Genomic DNA, 25,153 nt, shown 5'->3' with positions numbered 1-25,153 from the left:
CCCAGTTGACGTGGCGCTCGAAGCGTCGATACGCCTTCGCGAGTCGACCCCGCAGGAAAGGACCGCCCATGCCGAAGCTCAGCTCCGGAACAGCCATCGCCGTCGCATTTCTCTTCGGTTGCTCCGCGTCGTACGTCGCGCCGCGCTTTCTGGTGCCGCCGGTGCAGGCGGGGACCGATCCGCCCCGGTGGGAGGTTCGGTGCGTGGACGTGGAGACAGCGCGCGTCAGCGACAGTCAGGTGATCGAGGTGACCACCACGTCCGGATGGAACCCGGTCCTCAAGCGGTTCGGGCAGGAAGGCTGGGAGCCGGTGCAGTTCCTGCGCAGCGAGATGTCCGGGAAGATCGACGCCGTGTGCTTCAAGCGGCCTCTCCTCTGACGTGCCGCACATGGCGCACGCGGCGCGCAGCCGCCGCGCGCCTGGAGGGCGGTCGCGCCGGGAAGGCCGCCCGCGCCGGGACACGCCGGGACGGCCGTCGCGCGTCGGGAAGGCCGCGGCGAGCGGGCGACCCTGCCGCCTGGCATTCTTGCGGCGGAAGCCGGCCGGAAGGCATGCTAGGGGGCGCCGATGGAGTCCGTGATCCAGACGTACCGGATCCGCCTTGACGGCATCCGCTTTCGCGCCAAGCACGGCGTGTCTCGCGCCGAGCGCGACCTGCCCCAGGATTTCGTTGTGTGCCTGGAGGTGGAGCTCCCGATCTCGCTGTTGCCTCGAGCCGACACGCGCGCGCGCGTCTTCGATTACGACAGGCTCGCGAGCCTCGTCGTCGAATCGGGCACGAGCGCGTCGTACAAGCTGCTCGAGACGCTCGCCGAGCGCATCATCGAGCGGGTGCTCGACGACACGCCGGCCCTCCTCGTGACCGTTCAGGTCAAGAAGTTCGGCCCTCCGACGTCGGTGTCGGTGGATGCCGCATCCGTGGAGCTCTCGGGCCGCAAGGTCGGATGAGCTCGCTCTTGCAGGCGTCTTGGGCTCTCGCCAAGGTCACGTCATGGCGGACGACGCGGGGCGGCGGACGAGGTCGTTGATCGAGCGCAAGCAGGCGTTCGCCGCGCGGCAGGCGGCGCGCGGCAAGGGCGCCTTCGACGGGCTCGCGCCGATGGGCAGCGGGCCGCCGAACCGGCATGGGATGCCGAGGCTGCCGATCGGTCAGCGCGAGGTGACGAGCTGGCCGGTGCTCGATCTCGGCGATACGCCGGACATCCCGACCGAGCGCTGGCGGCTCGAGATCGACGGGCTCTGCGAGGCGCCGCGGACCTACTCCTGGGAAGAGTTCATGGAGCTGCCGCAGACGCTCGACGTGTCCGACTTCCACTGCGTGACCACCTGGAGCCGCCTGGACAACCACTGGATCGGCGTCCGGTTCGCCGACATCGCGGAGCGCGCGCGCCCGCTCGCGGACGCGCGCTTCGTGCTGATCGAGGCGAGCGACATCGCGCCCGGCACGCAGACCCCCTACACGACGAACCTGCCGCTCGACGAGGCCATGCTGCCCGACGTCCTGCTCGTCCACTCCTGGGAGGGCAAGCCGCTGCCGCGCGAGCACGGGGGCCCGGTGCGGATGATCACGCCGCAGCTCTACTCCTGGAAGGGCGCGAAGTGGATCCGGCGGATCACGTTCAGCGCGGTGGATCAGCCGGGGTTCTGGGAGATCCGCGGCTACTCGAACACGGCGTACCCGTGGTTCGACGATCGGTACGGCCGCCGCTAGGCGGGGCGCCGAGGAGGGCGAGCCACCATGCCCGGCGAGGAGAGCGTGAAGCGCACGGAGGCCTACGCGAGGGAGCAGTTACCTGCGCGTCGCGCGCGCCATCGATCGCGGGGAGTACCGCCCTGACCGGACGGCGATCCTGATCCTCACGGCGGCGCTCTTCCTGGCCGGCGCGGCGAGCATCGCCTGGCTGTTCGCCTCGTGAGCCGGAGGCGAAGCGTCCCGGTGCGACGAGGCGCGGCCCGGCGAGCAGGGGCGCACGGCTGCGGGCGTTCCCTCCTCGCGGCTCGGCGGAGGACACGGTGTCAGTCAGCGGCTTTCCGCTGACGAGCACCGCTTTTCCTCCCTTCGGCCTCGCGCCTGCCCTGCTGGGAGGCTGCCTCGCCAGCGGCGCATTCTGGTGAAAACTTGCGTGACGGCCGCGGGCCCGACGCGGCATAGTGCGCGCCTCGGATGACAGGCAAACGACACCCGGGCGGATTGGGGCCGCCGGGGTGCCGGCGCCTCAGCCTCGTGCCGGAGGACTGGAGCATGGGTAAGCCCATCGCGCCTTGGTTTGTTGGTTGCATTCTTCTCATCGGCCCAGCGACGTTCTTCGCATGTGGTGACGTGCCCTATATGGGCGGAGATTGCGCGGTCACGGATGACTGCGAGTCGGACCACCAGTACGTGCCGGGCACGGTCTGCGTCGATGAGCGCTGCGTGTGCGGCGAGCCGGGCAAGGTGATCTGCTGCGCGCGCGGCGAGGAGGGCTCGCGCGGCGAGCAGGACTCGGACTGTTTCAAGGCGTGCCTCACCTGCGACGAGTGCGCGGAGGGCACCGAGGTGGGCACCGAGAAGTGCTCCGGGGTGTCCGTGCCGCCCGGCGGCTGCGAGAGCGACGCGGAGTGCCCTGGCCCGCCGGACCCGCGGTGCGGCGCGGGGCGGTGCGTGGACGGCGCGTGCGCGGTGGAGATCCACGAGGGCCCCATCGAGTCGCAGCTCCGCGGCGATTGCAAGATCGAGAAGTGTACAGCCGACGGCCGTGTGGTCAGCGTGGCGGCCCAGGATATCTACGATGATGGCAACCAGTGCACCCTCGACGTCTGCGAGATCGATGAGCCGCGGCATCTCCTGTTGAATGAGGTCACGTGTCCTGCCTCGGGCGAGGGGCGGTGCCATGAGGGCGCCTGCGTGCAGTGTGTCGCCACGGACGCGTCGCTGCTCTGTCCCGGCGGGCGCGCGTGTGATGGCGTCTGGTGCGTGCCGGAGCACTGCGTGAACGACGTGCAGGACGCCGGCCTCGGAGAGACAGGCTTCAACTGCGGTGGCCCGTGCCGGCCCTGCCAGGCGGGGGACCGCTGCCGCGCGGCCACGGACTGCATGAGCGGCGTGTGCACGAACGAGACCTGCGTGATCCCGACCTGCAGCGACGGGGTGAAGAACGGCCGGGAGTCCGGCGTCGACTGCGGCAAGCAGTACTGCCCGCGCTGCGCGCCGGGCCGGGGCTGCCTGACCGGCGCGGACTGCACGAGCGGCGTGTGCTGGGCTGGCGTCTGCGAGGCCCCCACCTGCACGGACGGCGTGAAGAACGGCGACGAGGCCGGCGTCGACTGCGGCGGCGCGGGGTGCGGCGGGCCGTGTCCGGAGTGAGCGTGTCATCGGCGGCCACCTGGGAGACGTCGACGCCGGGGGCTTCCCGGATCACTCCCTGAACGGTGAGCGTTCAACCGCGGGCGTTCAGCAGGACCTCGACCGCATCCGCGAGATCCTCATGGTGTTGCTTGCGGAGGGCCGCGACCAGGGCGGCGGCGATCGATCCCGGGTCGACGACGGGTCCGGCGAGCGTTTCCAGCCACACTGCCATGATGTCGCACGGATCGCGGTCGATGGCGGCCCCGCGGAGCAACGATGCGATCGTATCCGCGAGCTCGCCACGTCCCTCGGTGCGGAGCTGCAGGATCAGGTCGGCCGCGAGTCGTGCCGGGTCGGCGATTGGCCCAGCGATGTCGCGCGCCCAGAACATCATGAGGGTTCCCGCGAGCTCCTGGCGCCCCTCGGCACGAAGTCGTGTGACGAGCGCATAGGCTAGGACCTCCGCGGCATGGGTGTGCCCTAGCTCGCCGCCGAGAGCCCGGAGGGCGGCGACCTCAGCAGGGGGTGGCGCGTGCTCGCCCGCGGGCACGCGATGTGGAACGGGCGTCGCGTCCTCGCGCCGTTCTTGAGCTTCGAGCGCGTCCGCAGCTGCCGAGATGGCGTCCGCAAGATCGTGACGGCCCTCCGCACGGAGCCGCACGATGAGCCCGATCCGGAGGTCCATCGACAGCGTGGACTCGACAAGACGGGCGGACTCATGGCGGCCGCGGGCGCGGAGCTCGGCGGCTGCTTCGCTTCTCTGCGCGAGCTTGGCCTGGATCTCGTTCAGCCAGAGCATCGGGTCGCAGTCGATCGGGCCATTCCTTAGCAACGACACCAGGGCGTCCGCGAGCTCCGCGCGCCCATCGAGGCGAAGCCGCCCCACCAGGGCCGCCGCGAAGCGCCCCGACTCCGTGAACGGTCCGTCGGCCTCTCGCTCCTCGCTGGCCCTGAGGAGCGTCGCCAGGCCTCCGCGCCTGTCGAGGCCGAGCCTCACCTTCAAGGCATGACTCAGGGTGCGCGCGCCGTGAGCGCGGGCGAGCTCGTCCCCGAGGGTGACCAGCGCTCTGCGTTCGAGGGATTCAGCGGCCTTGACCATCGTTGGTCCTTCCTGGTTGCTCGCGTGGCTGAGAGCCCTCGGAGCGCTGTAGCCTACCCGAATCGTGCTTGGCGCTAGCGTTCTATGGTATCTCTCCCTTGAATGCGGTGCTCGCCTCCTCGGTGCTCGTGCTGGGGTCCGTGGAGCTGGAAGTCGAGGCGTCGGCCAGCGAGTCCGGGGTCGGGCACGGCGCCCGACAAGCGCTGTCCAGGCACACGGCTGTGGCCGCGAAGGTGTCATCAACTGGCCCACAATTCTCGGGCAACGTGCACACAGATGGCGCTCTCCCATCGGACAGGCAGTCGATAAGACAGGCGCAGTTCGCATTGCCGACGCATGCGTCGTACTCGCTGCAGCAGGATGCCTTCGCGCACGCATGGCAGGCGTCGTCGCGCGGAGCCGGCTCACACGAGAGATGCTCCACGATAAGCTCCGGCTCTGCGGCTTGGGGGTACGCGCTTCCGGTGTTGACGCAGCCCCTGCTGGAGAGCACAACGGTATTAAAATCCGCGTTGAGGACGAGCTCTGCCCGCTCCCTGGCCGTCCCGGGGTTGTCGGCGCAGGCCCAGTTGGCCTCTTCCATCGGCTCGAAGCACCCACACCCCTTCCGCTGGATCAAGAACCTGCACAACCAGATCGTCTCACCCGGAACAGTGCAGGGATCAGGCTCGGGTTGGGTGCATCCAGGAACCACTGCCACCATCATCGGCGGGAGAGCGAGCAGCGGAGCGAGCAAGCGGATGAGGGAAATGCGTTTCATGGTACGCATCGATCATGCTGGCAGAAACACGGTAGCGGGGTCCTGCCGGAACGACACGTATATCGGCTATGATGTCTTAGGGCGTCCGGGCTGCTGGGCGGCCTCATGACAATGAATGTCACGCGCGCGAGACAAGACATCTCTTTGACTCCCGTAGGTCTCCCCAGCGTTTGGCAACACGCCTGAGAACTGTGAGGAAACCTACGTGGTTTCAGGGGGGAACGTCAAGGAGAACGTGTGCAGCTCGCGCTGGATACCCGCACTGACGGCGTGCACGGGTGCGCCGGGCCGGTAAGGAGCTCGGGGCGAGTTCGGCGGCGTTCACTCCGCGGTGGCTCCGCTGCGGCGCGGGCGCGGAGGTCGAGGCGGGCATCGGCGAGCCCGGCACCGTCGCGGTCCATGCGACGTGATCGAGCTCCGCGACGTCGCTGCCCCCCGCTTGACCAGGAAAAGAGATCTCCTCCCCGCGCCGGCTCCGCTCGCAGCGCTCACGCGGGGGCGGACGTCATTCATCCTCCGCCGCGCCGTGCGCCAGCACCGTCTCGCCACCATTTTTGCCAAGCTCGATGAGCCGGCAGGGCGTCGCCTTCTGGAGCCGCTCTGCCAGCGGGCGGGAGTGCGTCGTGATCCACAGCTGACTCCGGGAGGCCGCGTGCACAAGGAGATCCCCGAGCGGCCCGAGCAGATCCGGATGCAGGCTCGTCTCTGGTTCGTTCAGCGCCAGCAGCAGCGGAGGCCTCGGGCTCAGCAGCGCCGCCAGGAGGCAGAGATAGCGCGCCGTGCCGTCCGAGAACTCGCGGGCGTCGAGCGGCCGCGACATCCCGGGCAACCCGAGCTCGACGCGGAACCGCCCCTGCGTCGACGAGACCTCGAGCGACGCGCCGGGGAACGCGCTGGAGACGGCATCCTTCAAGGCGCCCCTGTCGCCGATATCGAGGATCGTCGCCAGCGCCGCGGCGAGATCGTGGCCATCGGTGCTGAGCACCGGCGTCCGCACCCCGACCTGCTCGACCCGCAACGGCGCGCCGGAGTCGGTGCGGAAGTGGTGATAGAACCGGAAGTTCATCAGCTTTTGCCGCACCACCGAGAGCAATGGAAAGCGATGCGGCTCCACCACCTGCGCGAGCACCGACTCCGAGCCCCAGAGCGAGAAGGGAAAGGTCACGCGATGGCCGTCCGCGTCGCGCGCGAAGGCCGAGCCCGCGGCCCGCTCCAGCATCGGCAGGCGGCGGCGCTTGTCGAGCAACCAGAGTTTCTCTTCCTTGATGTCCGGATCCAGCTCGAACGGCCCTCCAGGCGGCGGCGTCAGTCCGCACTGGAGCTCGTAGACGAGCTGGTCCAGCCGCACCCGCAGCGTCATCCGCACCGGGCCTTTGCTGCGCTGGCCAGCCCAGAGCACCGAGGGCATCCCGCCCTCCTCGGCCAGGGTGCGGGCAAAGGTCCCGCTCGCCGCGGAGCCGAGCAGCACCATGGTGCGATAGAGGTTGGTCTTGCCGACGCCGTTCGGTCCGACGATGACGTTGACCTGCGCGAGGGGGAGGGTCAGCTCACGGATCGAGCGGTATCCCGCGACGTGGAGCTCCTGGACCGTCATCCCGCCCAGGATAGCCCATCGAGGTCACCGGCCTTGAAACGAGTCGCTCAGCCTGTCTGCGGGGGAGCGAACCGGCGCACTCGGGTCGTATCTGGCTCACCGGCGAAACGGCGCTCAGCTTCCACGTCTCGCTGCTCGGGCCAACCTGCGGGATTCAACTCCCCGGCATCCCCGAGGAGCCGCTGGCCCCGCCCGCCGCGGTCCTCTACCGCAGGCGGTGCTCGCGGAGCACATCGGCCGGCACCGCCTCGCGCGCGAGCTCGCAGAGCCGCGCGTGGTGCGTGAAGAACAGCACCTGCGTCGTCCCCGCGAGCTCGCCGAGCACCGCGAGGGCAGCCCGGGCGCGGTCGTCGTCGAAGTGAATCAGGATGTCGTCCAGGATGAGCGGCATCGGCTCGCCCGTCCGGGCGTGGTGCTCGAGGCTCGCGAGGCGCAGCGCGAGGTAGAGCTGGTCGCGCGTGCCGTCGCTCAGGCCCGTCACGTCCACCTCGCGCTGCACCGGTGCCCTCGCGGGCTCTGCCGCTGCGTCCGCCGGCGCCTTCGCGGGCTCCGCGGCTGCATCTACAGACGCCTTCGCAGGCTCCGCCGCTGCGTCCGCGAGCGCCTTCACGGGCTCTGCCGCTGCGTCCGCCGGCGTCGTCACGGGCTCCGCCGCGCCGTCCGGCGCGGGCGCCCTCGCGGCCGCTGCCCCGCCGACCCCCGCGACGGACGCCGCCGCGCGGACGCAGCGGAGGATCGCCTGCTCGCTCTCGTCGTAGCCCACCCGGAGGCCGGCGAAGGCGCCCAGCGTCAGGCGGTGGAAGAGCGCGCTCGCGCGCGCCAGGATGGGGCCCTGGTTGCGCTCGCGGTAGCGCTCGATCTCGCGCTCGAGCAGCACCGCGGCGAGGCGCGCCCGCACGTAACGGCGCACCTCGCCGCGCAGGTGCGAGAGGCAGATCTGCGCCTCAGCGGCGGCCTCCGCGGCGCCCACCGTCGCCCGGAGGTGCTCGCGCTCCTGCTCCAGGCTCCCGAGCGCCCTGTCGATCCGGCGCCGCTCGTCCTCGAGCGCCGCGAGGCGCTCCTCCGCCCGGTCGAGCTCGAGCGCGAGCGCGTCCCGCTCCACCCCCGCGGTCTCCTGCTCGAGCGCGGCGATGCCCGCGCCCTCGCCCGCCTCGAGGAGCTTGCCCTCGTTCTCGACGAGCTCGCGATCGAGCCGGCGCGCCTCGCGCGAGCGCTCCTCCGCGAGGGAGAGCGCGGCGACGTCGGCGGCGTCGTCGCCGCCGCGCGGGACGCCCGCCGCCTCGAAGAGCTTGGCGAGGCGCGCCTCGGCGGCCGCGCGGCGCGCCTCCTGCTGATCCAGCTCGCGGCGCTTGTCGGCCAGGCTCCGCGCGATCTCGCCGCGCTCGCGGAGGTCGGCGCGCGCCTTGTGGTGGCGCTTGATCAGCTGATCGGCGGCCTGATCCGCCGGCAGCGGGGCGAGGTCCGGCGCGTGCCGGGACGCGAGCTCCGCGACGTCGGCCGCGAACGCCCGGGCGTCGCGCTCCATGCCGCGCACCCGGCGGCGCTCGTGGGCCGCGCTGTCCGCCTTGCGGAACAGCGCGCCGAGCTCGTCGAGGATCGCCGTGGCCTCGTCCGCGGAGGCGTCGCCGGGCAGGCCGAGCGGCCGCACGCCCTCGGCCCACTCGGCACGCCACGCCTCGAGCGCGCGCGCGTGCTGCGCCTGCTCGCGCTCGAGGTCCTCGATCTCGCGCTCGAGCTCCTTGCGCTCCCGCAGGAGCTCCTTGCGCTCCCGGGCCGCGCCCTCGATGGCCGCGAGCTCCTGCTCCGCGGCCTCGACGAGCGCCGGGAGGCGCGCGGGCGCGTCCTCCGGCGCTCCGGCCGCATCGCCGCGCGCGCCCACGGCCGCCGCATCACTGCGCGCGCCCACGCCGGCCGCGTCCCCGCGCGAGGCGCCCGGCGCGGCGCGGGCGCCCTGGATCGCCGCGTGGAGCTCGGCCGCGTGCGCCTGCATCCGGGCCCGCAGCGCCTCGGCCTCGGCCTCCGCGGCGCGCAGCCGATCGACCGTGGCGGTGAGGGCCGCGTAGCGGCCGAGCCAGCCGCGCATCTCCTCGGGGGAGCGCGGGGCGACGCCCGCGGGCCGCCACAGCTCGAGCCACGCGGCCTCGGCCTCCTCGGCCCGGCGCGCGAGCGCGGCGCGCTCCGCGGCGAGCTGCGCCTGGTCCGCCTGGGCCCGCGTCTCGTCCGCGAGCAGCCGCGCCAGGCGGGCGACCCGGTCGGCCTCGCGGCGCAGCCGATCGGCGAGGGCGTCGGTGGCGCGGACCAGGTCGGCGTAGTCCTCGGGCTTTCCCCGGGCGGCCGGCGGCTCGTCGCGCGCGGCGAGCGACGGCCTGCGCCGCGCTCCGGGCGAGGCGGGCGCGTCCGCGCCGATGTCGAAGAGCGTGGCGGTGTGGATCGTCGCCGCCGCCGCGCGGGCGCCCGCCTTCGCCTGGAGGGCGCGCACCAGTGCCTTGAAGGCGGCGTCCCGGCGCTCGCGCGCCTCCGCGAGGTCGGCCTCCGTGGGGACGGCGCCGGCGCGCTGGAGCGCGTCGATCTCGCGGGCGCTCTCGCGGAGGCGCGCCTCGATCTCGGCGGCGCGCTCGCCGAGCCGCTCGCGCTCCCGGGCGAGCGCGCCCCACTGCGCGGCCGCCCGGTCGACCGTCTCGGGGAGCGGGACGGGCAGGGCGCTCGCCTCGGCCGCGGACAGCGGCCGGCCTTCGGGCGCGTCGCCGGCGTCGAGCCGCGCCCGCCGCGCTGCCGCGAGGCCGAGCCGATCGCGCTGCGCGTCCGCGTCGCGGGCGAGCTGCGCCGCCGCGGCGGCGGCCTCGCGGAGGCGGTGCTCGAGGTCGCCCTGCTTCTGCGCGCGCGAGAGCGCGCCGCGGAGCGGGGCGGGGTCCTCGCCCGACGGCAGCTCGGCCAGCCTGCGCGCGCAGGCGTCGCGCCGCGCGCGGTGCGCCGAGAGCAGCCGCTCCACCTCGCGCGGCTTGGCCTCGGCGGCGCCGCGCTCGCGGGCGAGCTTCTTGATGCGCGCCTCGGTCGCGACGTCGACGCGCATCGCCTCGAGCCGCTCGGGGTCGTCGCCGCCGGCGAGCGAGGCGTCCCGCCCGAGCCTGCGGAGGATCGCGCGCGCGTCCTCCTCGACGCCGTGGAGCTCCGCCCGGACGCGCGGCAGGTCGACGGCGGCCTTGCGGTGGCTCCCGAGCCGGGTCACGAGGCCGTCGACCGCGCCCGCGTCGAGGTCGGCGAGCGACGCGGGGACCTCCAGCGCGGCGTGGCGGGCCTCGAGCTCCGCGATGTCGGCGCGGAGCCGCGAGGCCTGGGCGCTCGCGTCGGCGGCGCGGTCCTGGGCGTCCTCGCGGTCGCGCTGCGCGCTCTCGGGCAGCAGGACGACATGGCCGAGGGCGGCGCGCCGGCCCAGGATCGCGCGCCGCGCCTCCAGCAGCGGGAGCACCCGGAGCGCGCGCCGGAGCCGCTTGTCGGTCGACCGGAGCGCGCGCAGCTCCGCGTCGACGCGCTCCTGCTCGGCCCGCTGCTCGTCGATCTCCTGCCGCTTGCGGGTCCAGTCCGCGGGCGGGTGAGCGGCGCTCCTGGCCCCGTTGCGGGCCGCCTCGAAGGCCTTGATGGCCTCGTTGAGGGGGCGGGTCCTCGCCTGGGGCGTGAAGATCTCGTCCGCCTCCTGGCGCAGCGTGGTGAGCAGCTGCTGCAGCCCCGGCCCGCCGAGCCCCGCGCCGAACAGGCTCTGACCGACGTCGCCCTTGCCCTGGAGCAGGGCCTCGGCGCCCTGGCGGAGCGTCTCGTGGGTGAGCCCGAAGGAGGTCCGGAAGAGCTCCTCCGTCACGCCGCCGAGCACCGGCGCGAGCGCGGCGTCGTCGAGGGGGTTGTCGTCCGGGTCGCGGAGCGTCTTCACGCGCCCCTTGCGGCGGACGAGCGCGAGCGCGGCGTCGCCCCTTCCCGCGAGCCGGCCGCCGACGCGGAGATCGGTGTTGTGATGCAGGTGGGCGTCGGGCGTGATGTGCGGGATGCCGTAGAGCAGGCCGCGGATCGCCCGGAGCGCGGTGCTCTTTCCTGCCTCGTTGGGGCCGTAGACGACGTGGAGGCCCGGCGACGGCGAGGAGAAGTCGAGCCGGAGATCCGTGAAAGGGCCGAACGCGAGGAGGTGGAGCTCTAGGATCTTCACGAGATCGCTTGCCGGGCGCAGGGGACGGTGCCCTCCCCTGAACGGATAGCAAGTGCGGAACCTCCGGGCGTTGTCAAGCCGCACTGCGCGGAGCCGAGGCACGTTGCGCGGCGCCCGTCCGTCCGATGAGAGGGCGGCAGGTCGTGTCGTGCTGGATGCGGCGGGCGGGCGGGCGGCACCGGAGCGTCCGCTCCGCCCGGCGGCGCTGCGCCGTCGGCTCAGCGGCGCTGCGTCGCCGGCGTGTGGAGGAAGGCGCTCCACGAGCCGCGCCGCGGCGCCTTGCCGAGCAGCACCTCGGCGAGCGCCTCGCTGATCGGGAGCCCGGGGGTCCGCTCCAGCCAGAAGAACTCGCCGGACGGGTTGACCTCGAGGAAGACGTGCCGGCCGTCCGGCGTGCGGAGGATGTCGAGCGCGCCGTAGTTGAGGCCGAGCTGATCCATCAGCCGGAGCACGCCCGTCTCGACGTCGGGCGGGAGCGTGTCCTTGCGCCAGGCGTCGATGAGCTCGATCCCCTGCCGGCGCCAGTCGACCTCGGCGCCGGGCGCCGCCTGCGAGTCGACCGAGGCCGTGAAGACGCGCTCGCCAACGACCGTGACCCGCAGCTCGCGCGCCTTCGGGATGTTCTCCTGGAAGGTCATCGGGCACAGCGAGAGCCCGCGCATGTCCGCGAGGTCCTTGGCCTCGAGGGCGTTCGTGAAGACCACCTGCTCCTCGCCGTCGCGGTAGACGGCGAACGACGAGAGCATCTTGGCGATCACCCCGCCGGGGCAGGTCGCGGCGAAGGCCCGCGCCGCGTCGGCGTCGTTGGTCGTGAGCGTGCGCGGCGTGTCGAGGCCGACCTCGCGCGCGATGTCGAGCTGCACCTGCTTGTTCGACGCGAAGCGCACCGCCGGCAAGGGGTCGACCTGCGGGACGCGGAACGCAGCGAGCATGCCCTCCGCGGTCTGCTTCGCCTCGTGGACCGACGCGGTCCGGAGCTGCGGATCCATCGACGAGGGCAGCCTGGCGCCGTAGGCGACCCGGCGATACCAGACGGCGGTCACGTCGCCGAGGTCGAGCGCGCCGTCCCGGGTGGTCAGCGTGGAGCGGCCCGCCCCGGTCCCCGACGAGAGCGAGAGCCGCGCCCCCGCCGGGAAAGCGTCGGTGTCGAAGCGGAAGGCCCGGCCGCCCAGCCTGGCGATCGCGGCGGCGACGCGGTCGATGCACTCGTTGTCTTCGCTGTGCGTGATGATGAGGACTGTCACCGGTTCTCCGTCGGAGCGATCAGCGCCTCCGCCAGCGCGTCGGCGATCGGCAGGCCGAGATCCCGCTCCAGCATGCCCCACTCGCCGGCGGGGTTCACTTCGAGAAAGACGTGCTCTCCGTCGGGCGTCCGGATGAGGTCGACGGCCCCGAAGACCAGCCCGAGGGCGCGAAGGAGCGCGCCGAGCTGCGCTTCGACGTCGCGCGGGAGGGCATCCGGCTCCCACCCGATGCCGACCTCGCTCACGTCCGGGTGGCGCCAGTCGACCGCGATCGACTCGTAGCGGGTCGCGTCGAGCGCGCCCGGGAAGCACCGGCCGTCGACGCACGCGACGCGCAGCTCGCGCGCTTTGGGGATGCGCTCCTGGAAGATCATGGGGCTCTGGCGCAGCCCGGAGAGGGCGTCGAGGTCGGCCTCGGCGACGGCGTGCGTGAAGACGAAGGGCGCGCCGCCAGCGAGGCTCGTCGAGAAGGGCGTGAGCATCTTGGCGACCACGCACCCCCCGAGGCGCGCGAAGAAAGCGCGGACCTCGGCCGGGTCGTTCGTCACGACCGTCTCGGGGATGCGCAGGCCGACCGACGCGGCCGCCGCGAGCTGGCGCAGCTTGTCCTGGGCGCGCTCTTCGGCCTCGGGCTCGTTGATCCAGCGCCGCGCGGGGAGCCCGCGCAGCCACCCGGCCAGCGCCGCCATCGACTCGCGCACGCAGGCGCCGCGGTACGCCTCGGGGATGCCCTCGCCGAGGCTCGGCGCCCAGAGGCGCCGGAGCCAGACAGCGGAGATCTCGTCTCCGCCGATCTCGGCCCCGGCGTCCTCCAGGCGTCGGCGCACGCCGCCCGGCCCGAGCGCCGTCGAGAGCGTGATGTCGCGAGGGAACCGGTCGACGTCCAGGCGGATGGGGCGAGCGCCGCGCCTTCGCAGCGCCTCCGCCACGCGCCCGATCCCGAAGTCGTCCTGTGAGTGCGAGACCAGGAGGACGCTCGCGCTCGCCGTCGTCACGTCAGGAGGCCTCTCTCGCACGGGCGCGGGCGGTCCATGCGATGCTCAGGCCTCGTCGCCGTCCGACGGGTACTTCAGCGTGGTGAAGATCGGGTCTTTCCCGCCGCCCCCGCCGTCCTCCTGGTCCGACGGGTACTTCAGCGTCTGGTAGGGCGACCTGCCGGCCTTGACGCCGGTACGGACGCGCTTCTGATCCTCCAGGAAGCGCGCGAAGAACGGCACCGCCTCGGCGTCGTCCTTCTGCTCCTGCTGCTCGGGCTCACGGTTGTCGATATCGGCCATGGGATACCTCCAGATGGTTGCGTTGCCGCGGCGACGGAGCCGCCGAGGACAAGAGAGCTACCGTAGCGAGCAACCGGGCGGGGGTGCAAGCCCGAGGACGATCTTCGGCGCTCTTCAGCACAATTGCGGCGGGCTCGACGTCGTGATTCCGCGATCCCGTGATGCTGCGATTCCGCTGCTGCGGCGATCTTTCAATCACGGGCGCTCGATTGTGTTGAATCGTGTTGAGCTTGGTTACGCGTTGTCACGACGTCGTTATGGAAGGTACGGAAGGTACGCGATGTTGCGGGCGATTTCGGTGGGTTCCGCTCGGCCGCGGGCGGTTACCCGCCGTGCGGCGTTCGCGGTTCACTTCACGGCCAGCTCTTCGTCGCCGTCGGAGGGGTACTTCATGGTGACGTCCTCGTCGCCGTCGGAGGGGTACTTCTTGGAGAGATAGCTGCCGCCGGCTTTGACGCCGGTCCGGATTCGCTTCTGATCTTCCAGGTAGCGAGCGAAGAACGGCACCGTCTCCGTCTGCTCCTCCTGCTCCGATTGCTCGTTCTGCTCGTGATCACGATCGATATCAGCCATGGGGGACCTCCAGATGGAATGACTGCTTTGCGGCGGAGCCGCGGAGGAGAGCATTCATTTAATCGGTCCGCGCCGCACGTGAAGTTTTGCCAGGCTCAACGCCTTTACCCGGGCGATGGGTGCGACTTCCTGCGCATCCTTCGCTCGTGTACCTTGTCGCGACCCTTCATGCCCGCCGGGTTCTCACGCTCGATCCACGTGATCGCGACCGACGGCCATCGCGGCTCGATCGCGGGCGCCGCGATCGGCGCGCTGCTGCTCGGGGGCTGGCTCGCGTGGTTCTTCCTCGCGCGCGTCGGGCAGTACGAGGCGAGCGTGAGCGCGCGCCTCGAGGTGGGGCAGGCGGCACACCGCGTGGAGGCGCCCCTCGGCGGGAGGGTCGCCGCGGTCCGCCTCGACCTCCTCGGGGCCGAGGTCGCCGCGGGCGACGTCCTCGTCGAGCTCGACGTGGAGCCGCTCCGCCGCGACATCGACGACAAGCGGGCCCGGCTCTCGGCCATCGCGGGGCAGATGGGGCCGCTCCGGGCCGAGATCGCGGCGCGCTCGCAGGCGCTGCGCGACGGGGCGGAGGCGGCGCGCGCGCGCATCGACGAGGCGAAGGCGCGGCTCAAGGAGGCGGAGGCGGGCGCGCGCTTCCAGGAGCTCGAGGCGGCGCGGGCCGTGCGCCTCCGGCAGGACGGGCTCGTGTCCGAGGCCGAGGCGGCGCGGCTCGCGGCCGAGGCGCTGTCGAGGCGCTCGGCGACCGAGGCGCTCGATCGGGCCGCCGCGCGGGCCGACGTCGAGCGGCGCACCGGGCAGAGCGAGCAGCAGGCCGAGCTCGCGCGGCTCGACCGCGAGGCGGCCTCGCTCGAGGGGGAGCGGCTCGTGCTGGAGGCGACGATCGAGGGGCTGCTCGCCGAGATCGAGCGGCGCAAGATCCGCTCGCCGATCGCAGGGCGGGTCGGTGAGATCACGGTGCTGCGGGCCGGCTCCTTCGTGCGCGAAGGCGACGTCGTGGCCGCCGTCGTCCCGCCCGGCGAGCTCAGGGTGATCGCGGAGTTCCCGCCCTCCTCCGTCGGGCGGATCCGCGCGGGGCAGGCGGGGCGCCTGCGCCTCGACGCGTTCCCCTGGACCGAATACGGCACGCTGGCCACCACCGTCGAGCGCGTCGCCAGCGAGGCGCAGGAGGGCCGCATCCGCGTGGAGCTCGGCGTGCGCCCCGATCCCGCGTCGCCGATCCCCATGCAGCACGGGCTCCCCGGCAACGTCGTCATCGAGATGGAGCGCGTCTCGCCGGCGTCGCTCGTGCTGCGGGCAGCAGGGCAGATCGTGAGGGTCCGCGGCGGAGCGGACGGGTGAGCCAGGGGACGGCGGGCGCCGATCCACGTTCTTCGCCACGATCCGCGCCGGAGCGCGCAGCGAGCGCCGATCCCCGCCGTAGGCCGCCGAGCCCGAGGAGGAGCCTCCTCGCGCCGGAGGTCGTGCAGACCTCGGCGATGGATTGCGGGCCAGCGACGCTGAAGTGCGTGCTCGAGGGCTTCGGCGTCGGCGTGAGCTATGGGCGCCTGCGCGAGGCCTGCCAGACCGACGTCGACGGCACCTCCATCGACACCCTGGAGGACCTCGCGGAGCAGCTCGGGCTCGTGGCCCAGCAGATCCTCCTGCCGCCGGAGCACGTGCTCCTCGACGAGGCCCAGGCGCTGCCCGCCCTGGCGATCGTGCGGCAGTCGACCGGGCCGCTCCACATCGTCGTGATCTGGCGCCGGCACGGCGGCCTCGCGCAGATCATGGACCCGGGCACGGGGCGGCGCTGGGTCACGCGACGGCAGCTCGAAGCCGAGCTCTACCAGCACGAGCTGCCCCTGTCCGCGGCGGACTTCCGCGCGTGGGCCGCGAGCGACGGGTTCACGCGGCCGCTCGGGCGCCGGCTCGCGTGGCTCGGCGCAGGGACGGGGCCGATCGAGGCGGCGCTGTCGGACCGGGACTGGCGAGCGATCGCCGCGCTCGACGCCGGCGCGCGCCTTGTCACGTCGCTCGTGCGCTCCGGCGGCCTCGGGCGCGGGCGCGAGGCCGCGCGCGTGCTGGGCGCGCTGCTCGATCGAGACGCCGGGGCCGCCCGGGAGGAGATGATCCCGCCCGGCTTCTGGACGGCGCGCCCGGGGCCGGCCGGCCTGCGCGGGGAGGAGCAGGTCCTCACGCGCGGCGCCGTGCTCGTGCGGATCCGCGGGCGGAGACCGCTCAGCCTCGCCCACGCGCCGGCAGGCCGCGACGGCGCGCCGGGCGCCGGCGCCCCCGCGCCTCCGGCAAATACCGAGGCGGGGGCTCGCGGCGAGGCGGCTGCGCGCGGCGAGGCGCGCCTCCCCCCCGACCTCGCAGCCGCCCTCGCGGAGCGCGAGATCCCGCCTGGGCGCGCGCTCCTCCGGATGATCCGCGAGGATGGCCTGCTGACGCCCGCCGTGCTCGCCGGAGCGCTCCTGCTCAGCGTCGCGACGGTGGTGCTGGAGAGCCTCCTCTTCCGGGGCCTGCTCCAGATCTCGAACGATCTCGCGCTGTTCGAGCAGCGCCTCGCCGCCATCGTCGCCCTCGCGGCGTTCCTCGCGGTGGAGCTCGCCCTCGATCTCTCGCTGACCACGGGGATGATCCGGCTCGGGCGCCACCTCGAGGTCCGGCTGCGGATGGCGTTCCTCGCGAAGATCCCGCGCATCGGCGATCGCTACTTCCACAGCCGCCCGGCCTCGGACATGGCGCAGCGCGGCCACAGCTTGCACGTGCTCCGCGGCCTGCCCGCGTTCGGCGGCCAGATCGCGCGCTCGGCGCTCGACCTCGCGGTCACCACGGCCGCGATCGTCTGGATCGATCCCGCGAGCGCGCGCCTCGCCGTGCCGGGCGCGGCGCTCGCGCTCGCGCTGCCGTTCGCGGGGAACCGCGTCCTCGTCGAGCGAGACCTGCGCGTCCGCACCCACGCCGGCGCGCTCACGGGCTTCTACCTCGACGCGCTCCTCGGCCTCGTGCCGATCCGGGCGCACGCCGCGGAGCGGGCCGTGCGGCGCGAGCACGCGGGCCTGCTCGGGGAGTGGGCGCTCGCCGGCCGCGCGCTCCTCCGCGCAGCCCTCGCCGTCGACGGGGCGCAGGCGCTGATCGGCTTCGCGCTCGCCGCGTGGATCCTCGGCGATTTCCTCGCCCGCGGGGGCGCTCTCTCTCGGGCGCTCCTGCTCTTTTACTGGGCGCTCGCGCTGCCCGCGATCGGGCAGGCGCTCGCGAGCACGCTGCTCCAGTACCCGGGGCACCGCAACACGGCGCTGCGCTTGCTCGAGCCGCTCGGCGCGCCGGAGGAGCCGCGCGCCGGCGCCCCCTTGCGCGCGCCCGCCGCGGCGGCGCCGCTCGCGCAAGAGGGCGCCGGCGGCGCGGGCTGCGCGATCACCTTCGAGCGCGTGCGCATCCAGGCGGCAGGTCATGTGATCCTCGACGGGGTGGATCTGACGATCGCTGCGGGCAGCCACGTGGCGATCGTGGGGTCCTCGGGCGCGGGGAAGTCGAGCCTCGTCGGGGTCCTGCTCGGCTGGCACAGGGCGAGCGAGGGCAGGGTGCTCGTCGACGGCCGCCCCCTCGACGGCGAGCGGGTGCGCGCGCTGCGCGAGGAGACCGCGTGGGTCGACCCGGCGGTCCAGATCTGGAACCGATCGTTCCTCGACAACCTCCGCTACGGCGCGCCCGACGACGCGGCCGACTTCGGCGCCGTCGTCGAGGAGGCCGAGCTGCGCGAGGTGCTGGAGCGGCTTCCAGAGGGGCAGAAGACGCTGCTCGGCGAGGGCGGAGGGCTCGTCTCCGGCGGCGAGGGGCAGCGGTTGCGCCTGGGCCGGGCGATGCTGCGGAGCGAGGCGCGGCTCGCGATCCTCGACGAGCCGTTCCGCGGCCTCGACCGGGAGCGCCGCCGGGCGCTGCTCGCCCGGGCGCGGCGGCGCTTCCGCCGAGCGACGCTCCTGTGCGTCACGCACGACGTCGGCGAGACGCGATCGTTCGAGCGGGTGCTCGTCGTGGACGGCGGGCGCGTCGTCGAGGACGGGGCGCCGGCCGAGCTCGCGGCGCGCCCCGGCTCGCGCTACCGCGCGCTGCTCGAGGCCGAGGCAGCCGTGCAGCGAGGGCTCTGGTCGAGCGGCGGATGGCGCCGGCTGAGGGTCGCGCGCGGGCGCATCGCCGAGGCGGCCGGGGAGGACGCCGGAGCGGCAGGGGAGGGAGCCGGAGCGACGGCGGAGGGCGCCGGAGCGCCGGCGGAGGGCGAGCGGAGGTGACCGCCGAGGCGCAACCTGGGTGGGAAGCCCGGCCGGACGGGGCGGAGGCGCAACCCGGGTGGGGGGCCAGGCCGCAACCCGGGTGGGGAGCGCGGCCGGACCAGGCGGTCGATCCGCTCGGCGCCCTCGAGTGGCCGGCGGAGCGCCTCGGCGACGCGCTCGAGGCGCTCGCGACGCAGAGCGGCCTCGGCCCGCGCGCGGCCGCGGCGCCCGTCCCGACCGCCGGGCACCTCCGCAGCGCCGACGCGCTCGGGGCGTGGATCGATCAGGCCGCGGCGTACCTCGGCGTCGAGGCGGAGCCGATCGCGGCGCGCTACGACGAGATCGGCGAGGCGCTCCTCCGCGTCGCGCCCGCGCTCGTGTGGCTGCGCGACGGCGGCACGCCCCGCTTCCTCGCCGTCGTGGGGCGCAGGGGGCGCGACCTCGCGGCGCTCCGCGCCGACCGCTCCACGGCGCGCGTCCCTGTCGAGGCGATCGCCGGCCGCATCTGCCGCCCGATAGAGGCGCAGGTGCTCCCGGAGATCGAGCGCGTCCTCGCGCGCGCAGCCGTGCGGCCGCGGCGGCGCGGGCGCGCGCGGCGGGCCCTGCTCGACGAGCGCCTCGGGCCCGTGATCGTCGACGGCATCTGGAGCCTGCGCCTGCCGCCGGGCGCGCCGCTCGCGCGGCAGGCCGCGGCCGCGCGGATCCCGCGCCGCCTCCTCGGCCTGCTCGCGGCCCACGCGGCGGCCTACACGCTCTGGATCCTGGTGTGGATGACCGTGGGGCGCAGCATCCTCGACGACCACCTCGACGAGGGGTGGCTCGTCGCCGGCGCGCTGCTGCTCGCGACGGTCGTGCCGCTGCGCCAGCTCATGGCGTGGCTGTCCGGCCTCGTCGCGATCGACTCTAGCGCGCTGGTCAAGCAGCGCCTGCTCTCGGGCGCGCTCGCGCTCGACGCCGAGGAGGTGCGCGGCGAGGGCGCGGGCCGCTTCCTCGGCCGCGTGATCGAGTCCGAGGCGATCGAGGGGCTCGCGATGGGCGGCGGCGTCGCGGCGGTCGCGTCGGCGTTCGAGCTCGCGGCGGCGGCGGCCGTGCTCGCCCAGGGCGCGGCGGGCGCGATCCACGCGCTGCTGCTCGCCGCCTGGGCGGTCGTGGTCGTCGCGCTCTGCGCGCGGTTCTACCGGCGGCGCGCGCGCTGGACCGCCGCGCGGCTCGCGATGACGCACGACCTCGTCGAGCGCCTGGTCGGCCACCGGACCCGCCTCGCCCAGGAGCGCCACGGCCGCTGGCACCACGGCGAGGACGAGGCGCTCGCCCAGTACCTGCTGCGGTCGCGCGACATCGACCGGAGCCAGATCGAGATCGGCGCGCTGATGCCGCGCGGCTGGCTCATCGCGGGCATCGCCGGCCTCCTGCCGCCGTTCCTCGCGGGCACCGGCTCCGCAGGGGCGTACGCGGTGGCGCTGGGGGGCGTCCTGCTCGCGAGCCGTGCGCTCCAGGGCCTGTCGGGTGGCCTGTCGAGCCTCGCCAGCGCGGCGATCGCGTGGGAGCAGGTCTCCACGCTGTTCCAGGCGGCCGCCCGCGGCGGGCCGCCGCCTCCTCCGCTACCCCCCGACGCGGGGCGATCGCCGGCTCGCGCGCGCGGCGTGGAGGAAATCGCCGGCGGCCAGGCCGGCGCGGCGGACGCCGAGGCCCGCGCGGCGGTCCTGGAGGCGCACGAGCTGTCGTTCCGGCACAAGGGACGGGCGCGCCCCGCGGTCGTCGACGTGTCGGTGCGGATCGCGGCGGGCGACCGCATCCTGCTCGAGGGGCCCTCGGGCGGCGGAAAGTCGACGCTGAGCGCGCTGCTCTCCGGGCTGCGCGCGCCCGACGCGGGGCTGCTGCTGCTGAACGGGCTCGACCGCCACATGCTGGGCGCCGCCGCGTGGCGGCGCCGCGTGGCCGCGGCGCCGCAGTTCCACGAGAACCACGTCCTCGCCGGGACGTTCGCGTACAACCTGCTGATGGGCAGGCGCTGGCCGCCGAGGCCCGACGACCTCGCGGAGGCCGAGGAGATCTGCCACGAGCTCGGCCTCGGCGAGCTGCTCGGCCGGATGCCGGGAGGGCTGGAGCAGGTGGTGGGCGAGACGGGCTGGCAGCTCTCGCACGGCGAGCGGAGCCGGCTCTACATCGCGCGCGCGCTGCTGCAGGGCGCCGAGGTCGTCGTGCTCGACGAGAGCTTCGCGGCGCTCGATCCGGAGACGCTGGAGCGCGCGTTGCGCTGCGTGCTCCGGCGCGCGCGCACCCTCGTGGTCATCGCCCACCCGTAGGACCGCCCGCCCGGGAGCGGGAGAGAGTTCAACGCCAAGGCGCAAAGGTGCAAAGGCGCAAAAAACAAATGCATTTTTGCGTCTTCGCGTCTTTGCGTCTTTGCGTTGAACTCTCTCGGTGACGGCGTGATGCGCACCTCGCGCCGCGGGTGCAGGCGTCCGAGGACGCGTGGCCGCCTATCGCTTCGGGATACGACCTGTCGCAAGGCTGTCAAGCCCCCCTTCATGGCTCTCCCATCTCGTTTCGTCGTGTCCTGTCGCGTCCTGCTTCGTGTTCTCGAACACGCGCCTTGGGCAAAGAGGGAGCCCAGCGGCGCGCGCGCTTCAGAGCGAGCTCACGTCGCGCAATTTCGCCACACAGTCGGCGCTGACCTCGATGTCGGTTTGCCCCTGAACGCTCTCAGGGAGCCCCGTAAGGCACGTTGCGCTCGACAGCTGAGCAGTGACGGCGGTAGCGTCGTCATGTGCATATAGGCGCTGGACGTCATCTGTGTTGAGCCTAGAATTCATTTCAATGCTGGAGTTCAAGACGGAGAGGCGGTTGCCCATCGGCGCGGAGGTGCTCACCGGGAAAGGAGTCCACTTCCGTGTCTGGGCGCCGGGCCGGCGCAAGGTCGAGGTCGTCCTGGAGGCCGGGCCGGGGAGCGGCGGGGCCGCCCCGCTGCGGCCCGAGGAGGGCGGTTACTTCGCGGGGCTCGTCGCGTCGGCCGCGAGCGGTACCCGCTACCGGTTCCGGCTCGACGACGGCGAGGCGCTCTATCCCGATCCCGCCTCGCGGTCGCAGCCGGAGGGGCCGCACGGGCCCTCCGAGGTGATCGATCCCGGCGCGTTCTCATGGAGCGACGCGGCATTCCGGGGCGCTCCGCTGAAGGGGCAAGTCGTCTACGAGATGCACGTCGGGACCTTCACCCGGGAGGGCACGTGGGAGTCCGCGGCCCGCGAGCTGCCCGAGCTCGCGCGGATCGGCGTCTCCCTGATCGAGCTGCTCCCCATCGCCGAGGTCCCCGGCCGCTTCAACTGGGGGTACGACGGCGTGAACCTCTTCGCGCCGACGCGCCTCTATGGAAGCCCGGACGATCTCCGCCGCTTCGTGGACGCGGCGCACCGCGCCGGGATCGCGGTGATCCTCGATGTCGTCTACAACCACCTCGGCCCCGACGGCAACTACCTCGGCCAGTTCTCCGCGGACTACTTCACCGATCGTCACAAGACGGACTGGGGAGCGGCGATCAACTTCGACGGCCCGCGATCCGAGGCGGTGAGGGAATACTTCATCTCCAACGCCGGCTACTGGATCGACGAGTTCCACCTCGACGGGCTCCGGCTCGACGCGACGCAGAACATCTACGATGGGTCGAAGGACCACATCCTCGCCGCCATCGCGCGCCGCGTGCGGGAGGCGGCGAGGGGCAAGGAGACGTTCCTCGTGGCCGAGAACGAGTCCCAGGAAGAGTGGCTGATCCGCGCCGCCGATCGGGGCGGCTACGGGCTCGACGCGATCTGGAACGACGATTTCCACCACAGCGCCAAGGTGGCGCTCACCGGCCATAGCGAGGCCTATTACAGCGATCACGAGGGCTCGCCCCAGGAGCTCCTCTCCGCCCTGAAGCACGGGTTCCTCTTCCAGGGGCAGCGCTACCGCTGGCAGAAGCAGCGGCGAGGGACGCCGGCGCTCGGCGTGGATCCGGCACGCTTCGTCCTCTTCTTGGAGAACCACGATCAGGTCGCCAACACCGCGCGAGGCGAGCGGCTCTGCCACATCGTGAGCCCGGGCAGGCTCCGGGCGATGTCGGCGGCCCTGCTCCTCGCCCCGGGGACACCCATGCTCTTTCAGGGGCAGGAGTTCGGGTCCTCGGCGCCGTTCCTCTTCTTCGCCGACCACAACCCCGAGCTCGCCCCGCTCGTGCGCAAGGGCAGGGCGGAGTTCCTCGAGCAGTTCCCCTCCTGCGCGGCGCCCGAGGTCCGCGAGCAGCTCGACGATCCGAGCGACCCGCGGACGTTCGAGCGCTGCAAGCTCGATTTCTCCGAGCGCGAGCGCAACGCCGCCATCTACGCCCTCCACGAGGACCTCATCGCGCTCCGCCGGCGCGATCCGGTGATCCGGGCCCAGCGCCCGCGCGGCGTCGACGGGGCCGTCCTCTCGGCCCACGCCTTCCTCCTGCGCTACTTCGGCGACGACGGCGACGACCGGCTGCTCCTCGTCAACCTCGGGCGGGACATCCACCGAGGCTCGTTGCCGGAGCCGCTCTTCGCCCCGCCGCCGGGGCGCCGCTGGGAGACGGCGTGGTCCAGCGAGTCCCCCCGCTACGGGGGCCAAGGCAGCCCACCTGTCATCACCGAGGAGGGCGTCCATATCCCGGGCGAGGCGGCGATCCTCCTCCACCCCGTGGTCGGGACGCCGGTGCCCGAGAAGACGAGCGCCAACCCGCGCCCGGAGGAGCCCAAGAAGAATGTACGCTGACGAGATCTGCCGGAGGATGGTCTGGTCCCGGGGCGCCGCCCCCACCTCGCAGGACGACGCCGAGCGCGGCTCGGACCCGCTCACGCGGGAATGGCTCGTCACGAACGGCCTCGGCGGTTACGCGTCGGGCACCGTCTCCGGCGCGGTGACCCGCCGCTTCCATGGACTGCTGATCTCCGCGCTGCCGGCCCCCCTCGGCCGCACCATGATGCTCAGCGATCTCTCCACCCGGATCTTCACCGCGGACGACAGGGTGTACCAGGTGGGCGGTCAGGAGCCCTGGCTCGACGACGGCGGCGCGCAGGTCATCGATCTCGCCGAGTTCCGCCTCGAGGCCGGGGTCCCCGTCTGGCGCTACGAGGGCGCGGGAATGGCGATCGAGCGGCGCCTCCTCATGCCCCACGCGCAGAACACGGTCCATGTCACGTACACGCTCGTCGAGGGGACGGGGCCGGTGCGGATCGAGCTCCAGCCGTGGGTGAATTTCCGGCCGCACGAGGGTGCGCTCGATCGGCCGGTGGCGGGCCCCTATGCGCTCACCGTGGTCGAGGATCGCTACGAGCTCGCGTCGCCGAGCGACCTGCCGCCGCTCCGGCTGAAGGTCCAGGGCGCTCGGGCCGAGTTCAGGATCGAGAGCGCCCGGCTGCGCAACGTGCGCTACCGGATCGAGCAGAGCCGCGGATACGATGCCGTCGGCGAGTTCTACAGCCCTGGCCGCTTCAGCCTCGAGCTCCCCGTCTCCGGCAGCGCGACGCTGATCGCGTCGACGGAGGCCTGGGAGACGCTCAACGCCCTCTCCACGGACGAGGTGGAGCGCGCGGAGCGCAAGCGCCGGACACGGCTCCTGCTCGCCGCGGCGCCCGAGGTCCGCACCGGCCCGGCGGCGGAGCTCGTCCTCGGCGCCGATCAGTTCCTCATCAGCCCCGCGGGCCGCGTCGAGGACGCCGCCCGCGCCCGGGCCGCCGGGGACGAGGTGCGCACCGTCATCGCGGGCTACCACTGGTTCACCGACTGGGGCCGGGACACCATGATCAGCCTGGAGGGGCTGACGCTCGTCACCGGGCGCCACACCGAGGCGGGCTACATCCTGCGCACGTTCGCCCATTACGTGAAGGATGGGCTCATCCCCAACATGTTCCCGGAGGGCAAGAACGACGGGCTCTACCACACCGCCGACGCCACCCTCTGGTTCTTCCACGCGCTCGATCGCTACCTGGCGACCACCGGGGATCGCGAGACGCTCCGGCTCATCCTCCCCACGCTGATCGACATCGTCGAGCACCACACCCGCGGGACGCGCTTCGGGATCCGCGCCGACCCTCAGGACGGCCTGATCCGCCAGGGGGAAGAGGGGTATCAGCTGACCTGGATGGACGCGAAGGTCGGCGATTACGTGGTCACGCCACGCCGGGGGAAGGCCGTGGAGATCAACGCGCTCTGGTACAACGCCCTGCGCCTCATCGAGCGCTGGGCGCGCGAGTCCGACGGCGACGGCGCCGCGAAGCGCTACGGCGCGGCCGCCGAGCAGGTTAAGGCCTCCTTCAACCGTCGCTTCTGGTCCGAGAAGCACGGCTATCTCTATGACGTGATCGACGGCGAGCAGGGCGTCGACGACGCCTTCCGGCCAAACCAGCTCCTCTCGATCTCTCTGCCTCACCCCGTCCTCGATCCCGCGCGCTGGAAGGGGATCGTCGATCAGGCGAAGGAGCGGCTCTGGACGCCCGTGGGCCTCAGGTCGCTCGCGCCGGGGCACCCGGACTACAAACCGAAGTACTTCGGCGACCTCCGCGCGCGGGACATGGCCTATCACCAGGGCACCGTGTGGGGGTGGCTCATGGGCCCGTTCATCGACGCCTGGCTGAAGGTGTATCCCACCGATCTCGCCGGGGCTCGGCGCCTGCTCGAGGGCTTCGCGCCGCACCTCGACGAGGCGTGCGCCGGCTCGATCAGCGAGATCTTCGACGCCGAGCCGCCGTTCACGCCCCGCGGGTGCGTCGCCCAGGCGTGGAGCGTGGCCGAGGTGCTGCGCGCCTACGCCCGGACGGCCCCCTCGGGGGGCTGAGCGCTCGC

16 protein-coding genes are annotated in these 25,153 nt (G+C 73.2%); 9 read left to right on the top strand and 7 right to left on the bottom strand.

What is annotated here, in order from left to right; genetic code table 11:
* Positions 1–68: 68 nt before the first annotated feature.
* The 4 genes from WMF29_RS38200 to WMF29_RS38185 all read left to right on the top strand — a co-directional run bounded on the left by WMF29_RS38200 (position 69) and on the right by WMF29_RS38185 (position 3,345).
* The gene (locus tag WMF29_RS38200; protein WP_272103899.1) at positions 69–380 is read left to right on the top strand and encodes a hypothetical protein; all 312 of its coding nucleotides are present in this window, start codon (positions 69–71) and stop codon (positions 378–380) included.
* Between the two features lie 189 nt (positions 381–569).
* On the top strand, positions 570–950 hold the full coding sequence (locus WMF29_RS38195) for a dihydroneopterin aldolase (protein ID WP_437325030.1): 381 nt from the start codon (positions 570–572) through the stop codon (positions 948–950).
* A 43-nt stretch (positions 951–993) separates the two neighbouring features.
* Positions 994–1,713, top strand: coding sequence for a molybdopterin-dependent oxidoreductase (locus tag WMF29_RS38190; RefSeq protein WP_437325029.1), 720 nt, complete (start codon positions 994–996; stop codon positions 1,711–1,713).
* A 531-nt stretch (positions 1,714–2,244) separates the two neighbouring features.
* Positions 2,245–3,345, top strand: coding sequence for a hypothetical protein (locus tag WMF29_RS38185; protein WP_437325028.1), 1,101 nt, complete (start codon positions 2,245–2,247; stop codon positions 3,343–3,345).
* 73 nt (positions 3,346–3,418) lie between these two features.
* On the opposite strand, the gene WMF29_RS38180 is transcribed toward WMF29_RS38185, so the two are convergent.
* From WMF29_RS38180 to WMF29_RS38150, 7 genes are all read right to left on the bottom strand, one after another.
* On the bottom strand, positions 3,419–4,126 hold the full coding sequence (locus WMF29_RS38180) for a hypothetical protein (protein WP_437325027.1): 708 nt from the start codon (positions 4,124–4,126) through the stop codon (positions 3,419–3,421).
* 1,565 nt (positions 4,127–5,691) lie between these two features.
* Positions 5,692–6,780 carry an AAA family ATPase gene (locus WMF29_RS38175; RefSeq protein WP_437325026.1) on the bottom strand — a complete coding sequence of 363 codons (1,089 nt, stop codon included), beginning with the start codon at positions 6,778–6,780 and terminating at the stop codon, positions 5,692–5,694.
* 205 nt (positions 6,781–6,985) lie between these two features.
* The gene (locus WMF29_RS38170; protein WP_437325025.1) at positions 6,986–10,972 is read right to left on the bottom strand and encodes an AAA family ATPase; all 3,987 of its coding nucleotides are present in this window, start codon (positions 10,970–10,972) and stop codon (positions 6,986–6,988) included.
* Positions 10,973–11,190: 218 nt separating this feature from the next.
* Complete coding sequence (locus tag WMF29_RS38165; RefSeq protein WP_437325024.1) at positions 11,191–12,216, bottom strand: MvdD family ATP-grasp ribosomal peptide maturase; 1,026 nt, start codon at positions 12,214–12,216, stop codon at positions 11,191–11,193.
* A complete protein-coding gene (locus WMF29_RS38160; RefSeq protein WP_437325023.1) occupies positions 12,213–13,211 on the bottom strand; it encodes an MvdC family ATP-grasp ribosomal peptide maturase in 999 nt (332 codons plus the stop codon). The genes WMF29_RS38165 and WMF29_RS38160 overlap by 4 nt, the downstream gene beginning before the upstream one ends.
* 45 nt (positions 13,212–13,256) lie before the next feature.
* Positions 13,257–13,493 (bottom strand): microviridin/marinostatin family tricyclic proteinase inhibitor, encoded by a 237-nt coding sequence (locus WMF29_RS38155; protein WP_437325022.1) that lies wholly within the window; start codon positions 13,491–13,493, stop codon positions 13,257–13,259.
* Between the two features lie 348 nt (positions 13,494–13,841).
* Positions 13,842–14,066 (bottom strand): microviridin/marinostatin family tricyclic proteinase inhibitor, encoded by a 225-nt coding sequence (locus WMF29_RS38150; RefSeq protein ID WP_437325021.1) that lies wholly within the window; start codon positions 14,064–14,066, stop codon positions 13,842–13,844.
* 153 nt (positions 14,067–14,219) lie between these two features.
* Here WMF29_RS38150 and WMF29_RS38145 point away from each other — a divergent pair, with 153 nt between their 5' ends.
* From WMF29_RS38145 to WMF29_RS38125, 5 genes are all read left to right on the top strand, one after another.
* Entirely contained in the window at positions 14,220–15,404 is a 1,185-nt protein-coding gene (locus tag WMF29_RS38145; protein WP_437325020.1) for an HlyD family secretion protein, read from the top strand.
* A 137-nt stretch (positions 15,405–15,541) separates the two neighbouring features.
* Positions 15,542–18,334: an ATP-binding cassette domain-containing protein gene (locus WMF29_RS38140; RefSeq protein ID WP_437325019.1), complete on the top strand. Its 2,793-nt coding sequence runs from the start codon at positions 15,542–15,544 to the stop codon at positions 18,332–18,334.
* On the top strand, positions 18,331–20,622 hold the full coding sequence (locus WMF29_RS38135) for an ATP-binding cassette domain-containing protein (protein ID WP_437325018.1): 2,292 nt from the start codon (positions 18,331–18,333) through the stop codon (positions 20,620–20,622). The genes WMF29_RS38140 and WMF29_RS38135 overlap by 4 nt, the downstream gene beginning before the upstream one ends.
* A 514-nt stretch (positions 20,623–21,136) precedes the next feature.
* Positions 21,137–23,083 (top strand): malto-oligosyltrehalose trehalohydrolase, encoded by a 1,947-nt coding sequence (treZ, locus tag WMF29_RS38130; RefSeq protein WP_437325017.1) that lies wholly within the window; start codon positions 21,137–21,139, stop codon positions 23,081–23,083.
* The gene (locus tag WMF29_RS38125) at positions 23,073–25,145 is read left to right on the top strand and encodes an amylo-alpha-1,6-glucosidase (protein ID WP_437325016.1); all 2,073 of its coding nucleotides are present in this window, start codon (positions 23,073–23,075) and stop codon (positions 25,143–25,145) included. Before treZ ends, WMF29_RS38125 begins: the two co-directional genes overlap by 11 nt.
* Positions 25,146–25,153 lie beyond the last annotated feature (8 nt).

It is taken from the genome of Sorangium sp. So ce381 (assembly GCF_051473845.1).
Lineage (GTDB): Bacteria > Myxococcota_A > Polyangia > Polyangiales > Polyangiaceae > Sorangium > Sorangium atrum.
Note: the sequence above shows the minus strand (reverse complement) of the source record. Positions and strands in the feature narration are given on the sequence as shown.

Excerpts from the sequence above, each read along its gene's own strand:
- WMF29_RS38200 (WP_272103899.1), top strand. The coding sequence starts at position 69 with ATGCCGAAGCTCAGCTCCGGAACAGCCATCGCCGTCGCATTTCTCTTC.
- WMF29_RS38195 (WP_437325030.1), top strand. The coding sequence starts at position 570 with ATGGAGTCCGTGATCCAGACGTACCGGATCCGCCTTGACGGCATCCGC.
- WMF29_RS38190 (WP_437325029.1), top strand. The coding sequence starts at position 994 with ATGGCGGACGACGCGGGGCGGCGGACGAGGTCGTTGATCGAGCGCAAG.
- WMF29_RS38185 (WP_437325028.1), top strand. The coding sequence starts at position 2,245 with ATGGGTAAGCCCATCGCGCCTTGGTTTGTTGGTTGCATTCTTCTCATC.
- WMF29_RS38180 (WP_437325027.1), bottom strand. The coding sequence starts at position 4,126 with ATGCTCTGGCTGAACGAGATCCAGGCCAAGCTCGCGCAGAGAAGCGAA.
- WMF29_RS38175 (WP_437325026.1), bottom strand. The coding sequence starts at position 6,780 with ATGACGGTCCAGGAGCTCCACGTCGCGGGATACCGCTCGATCCGTGAG.
- WMF29_RS38155 (WP_437325022.1), bottom strand. The coding sequence starts at position 13,493 with ATGGCCGATATCGACAACCGTGAGCCCGAGCAGCAGGAGCAGAAGGAC.
- WMF29_RS38150 (WP_437325021.1), bottom strand. The coding sequence starts at position 14,066 with ATGGCTGATATCGATCGTGATCACGAGCAGAACGAGCAATCGGAGCAG.
- WMF29_RS38140 (WP_437325019.1), top strand. The coding sequence starts at position 15,542 with ATGGATTGCGGGCCAGCGACGCTGAAGTGCGTGCTCGAGGGCTTCGGC.
- treZ (WP_437325017.1), top strand. The coding sequence starts at position 21,137 with ATGCTGGAGTTCAAGACGGAGAGGCGGTTGCCCATCGGCGCGGAGGTG.
- WMF29_RS38125 (WP_437325016.1), top strand. The coding sequence starts at position 23,073 with ATGTACGCTGACGAGATCTGCCGGAGGATGGTCTGGTCCCGGGGCGCC.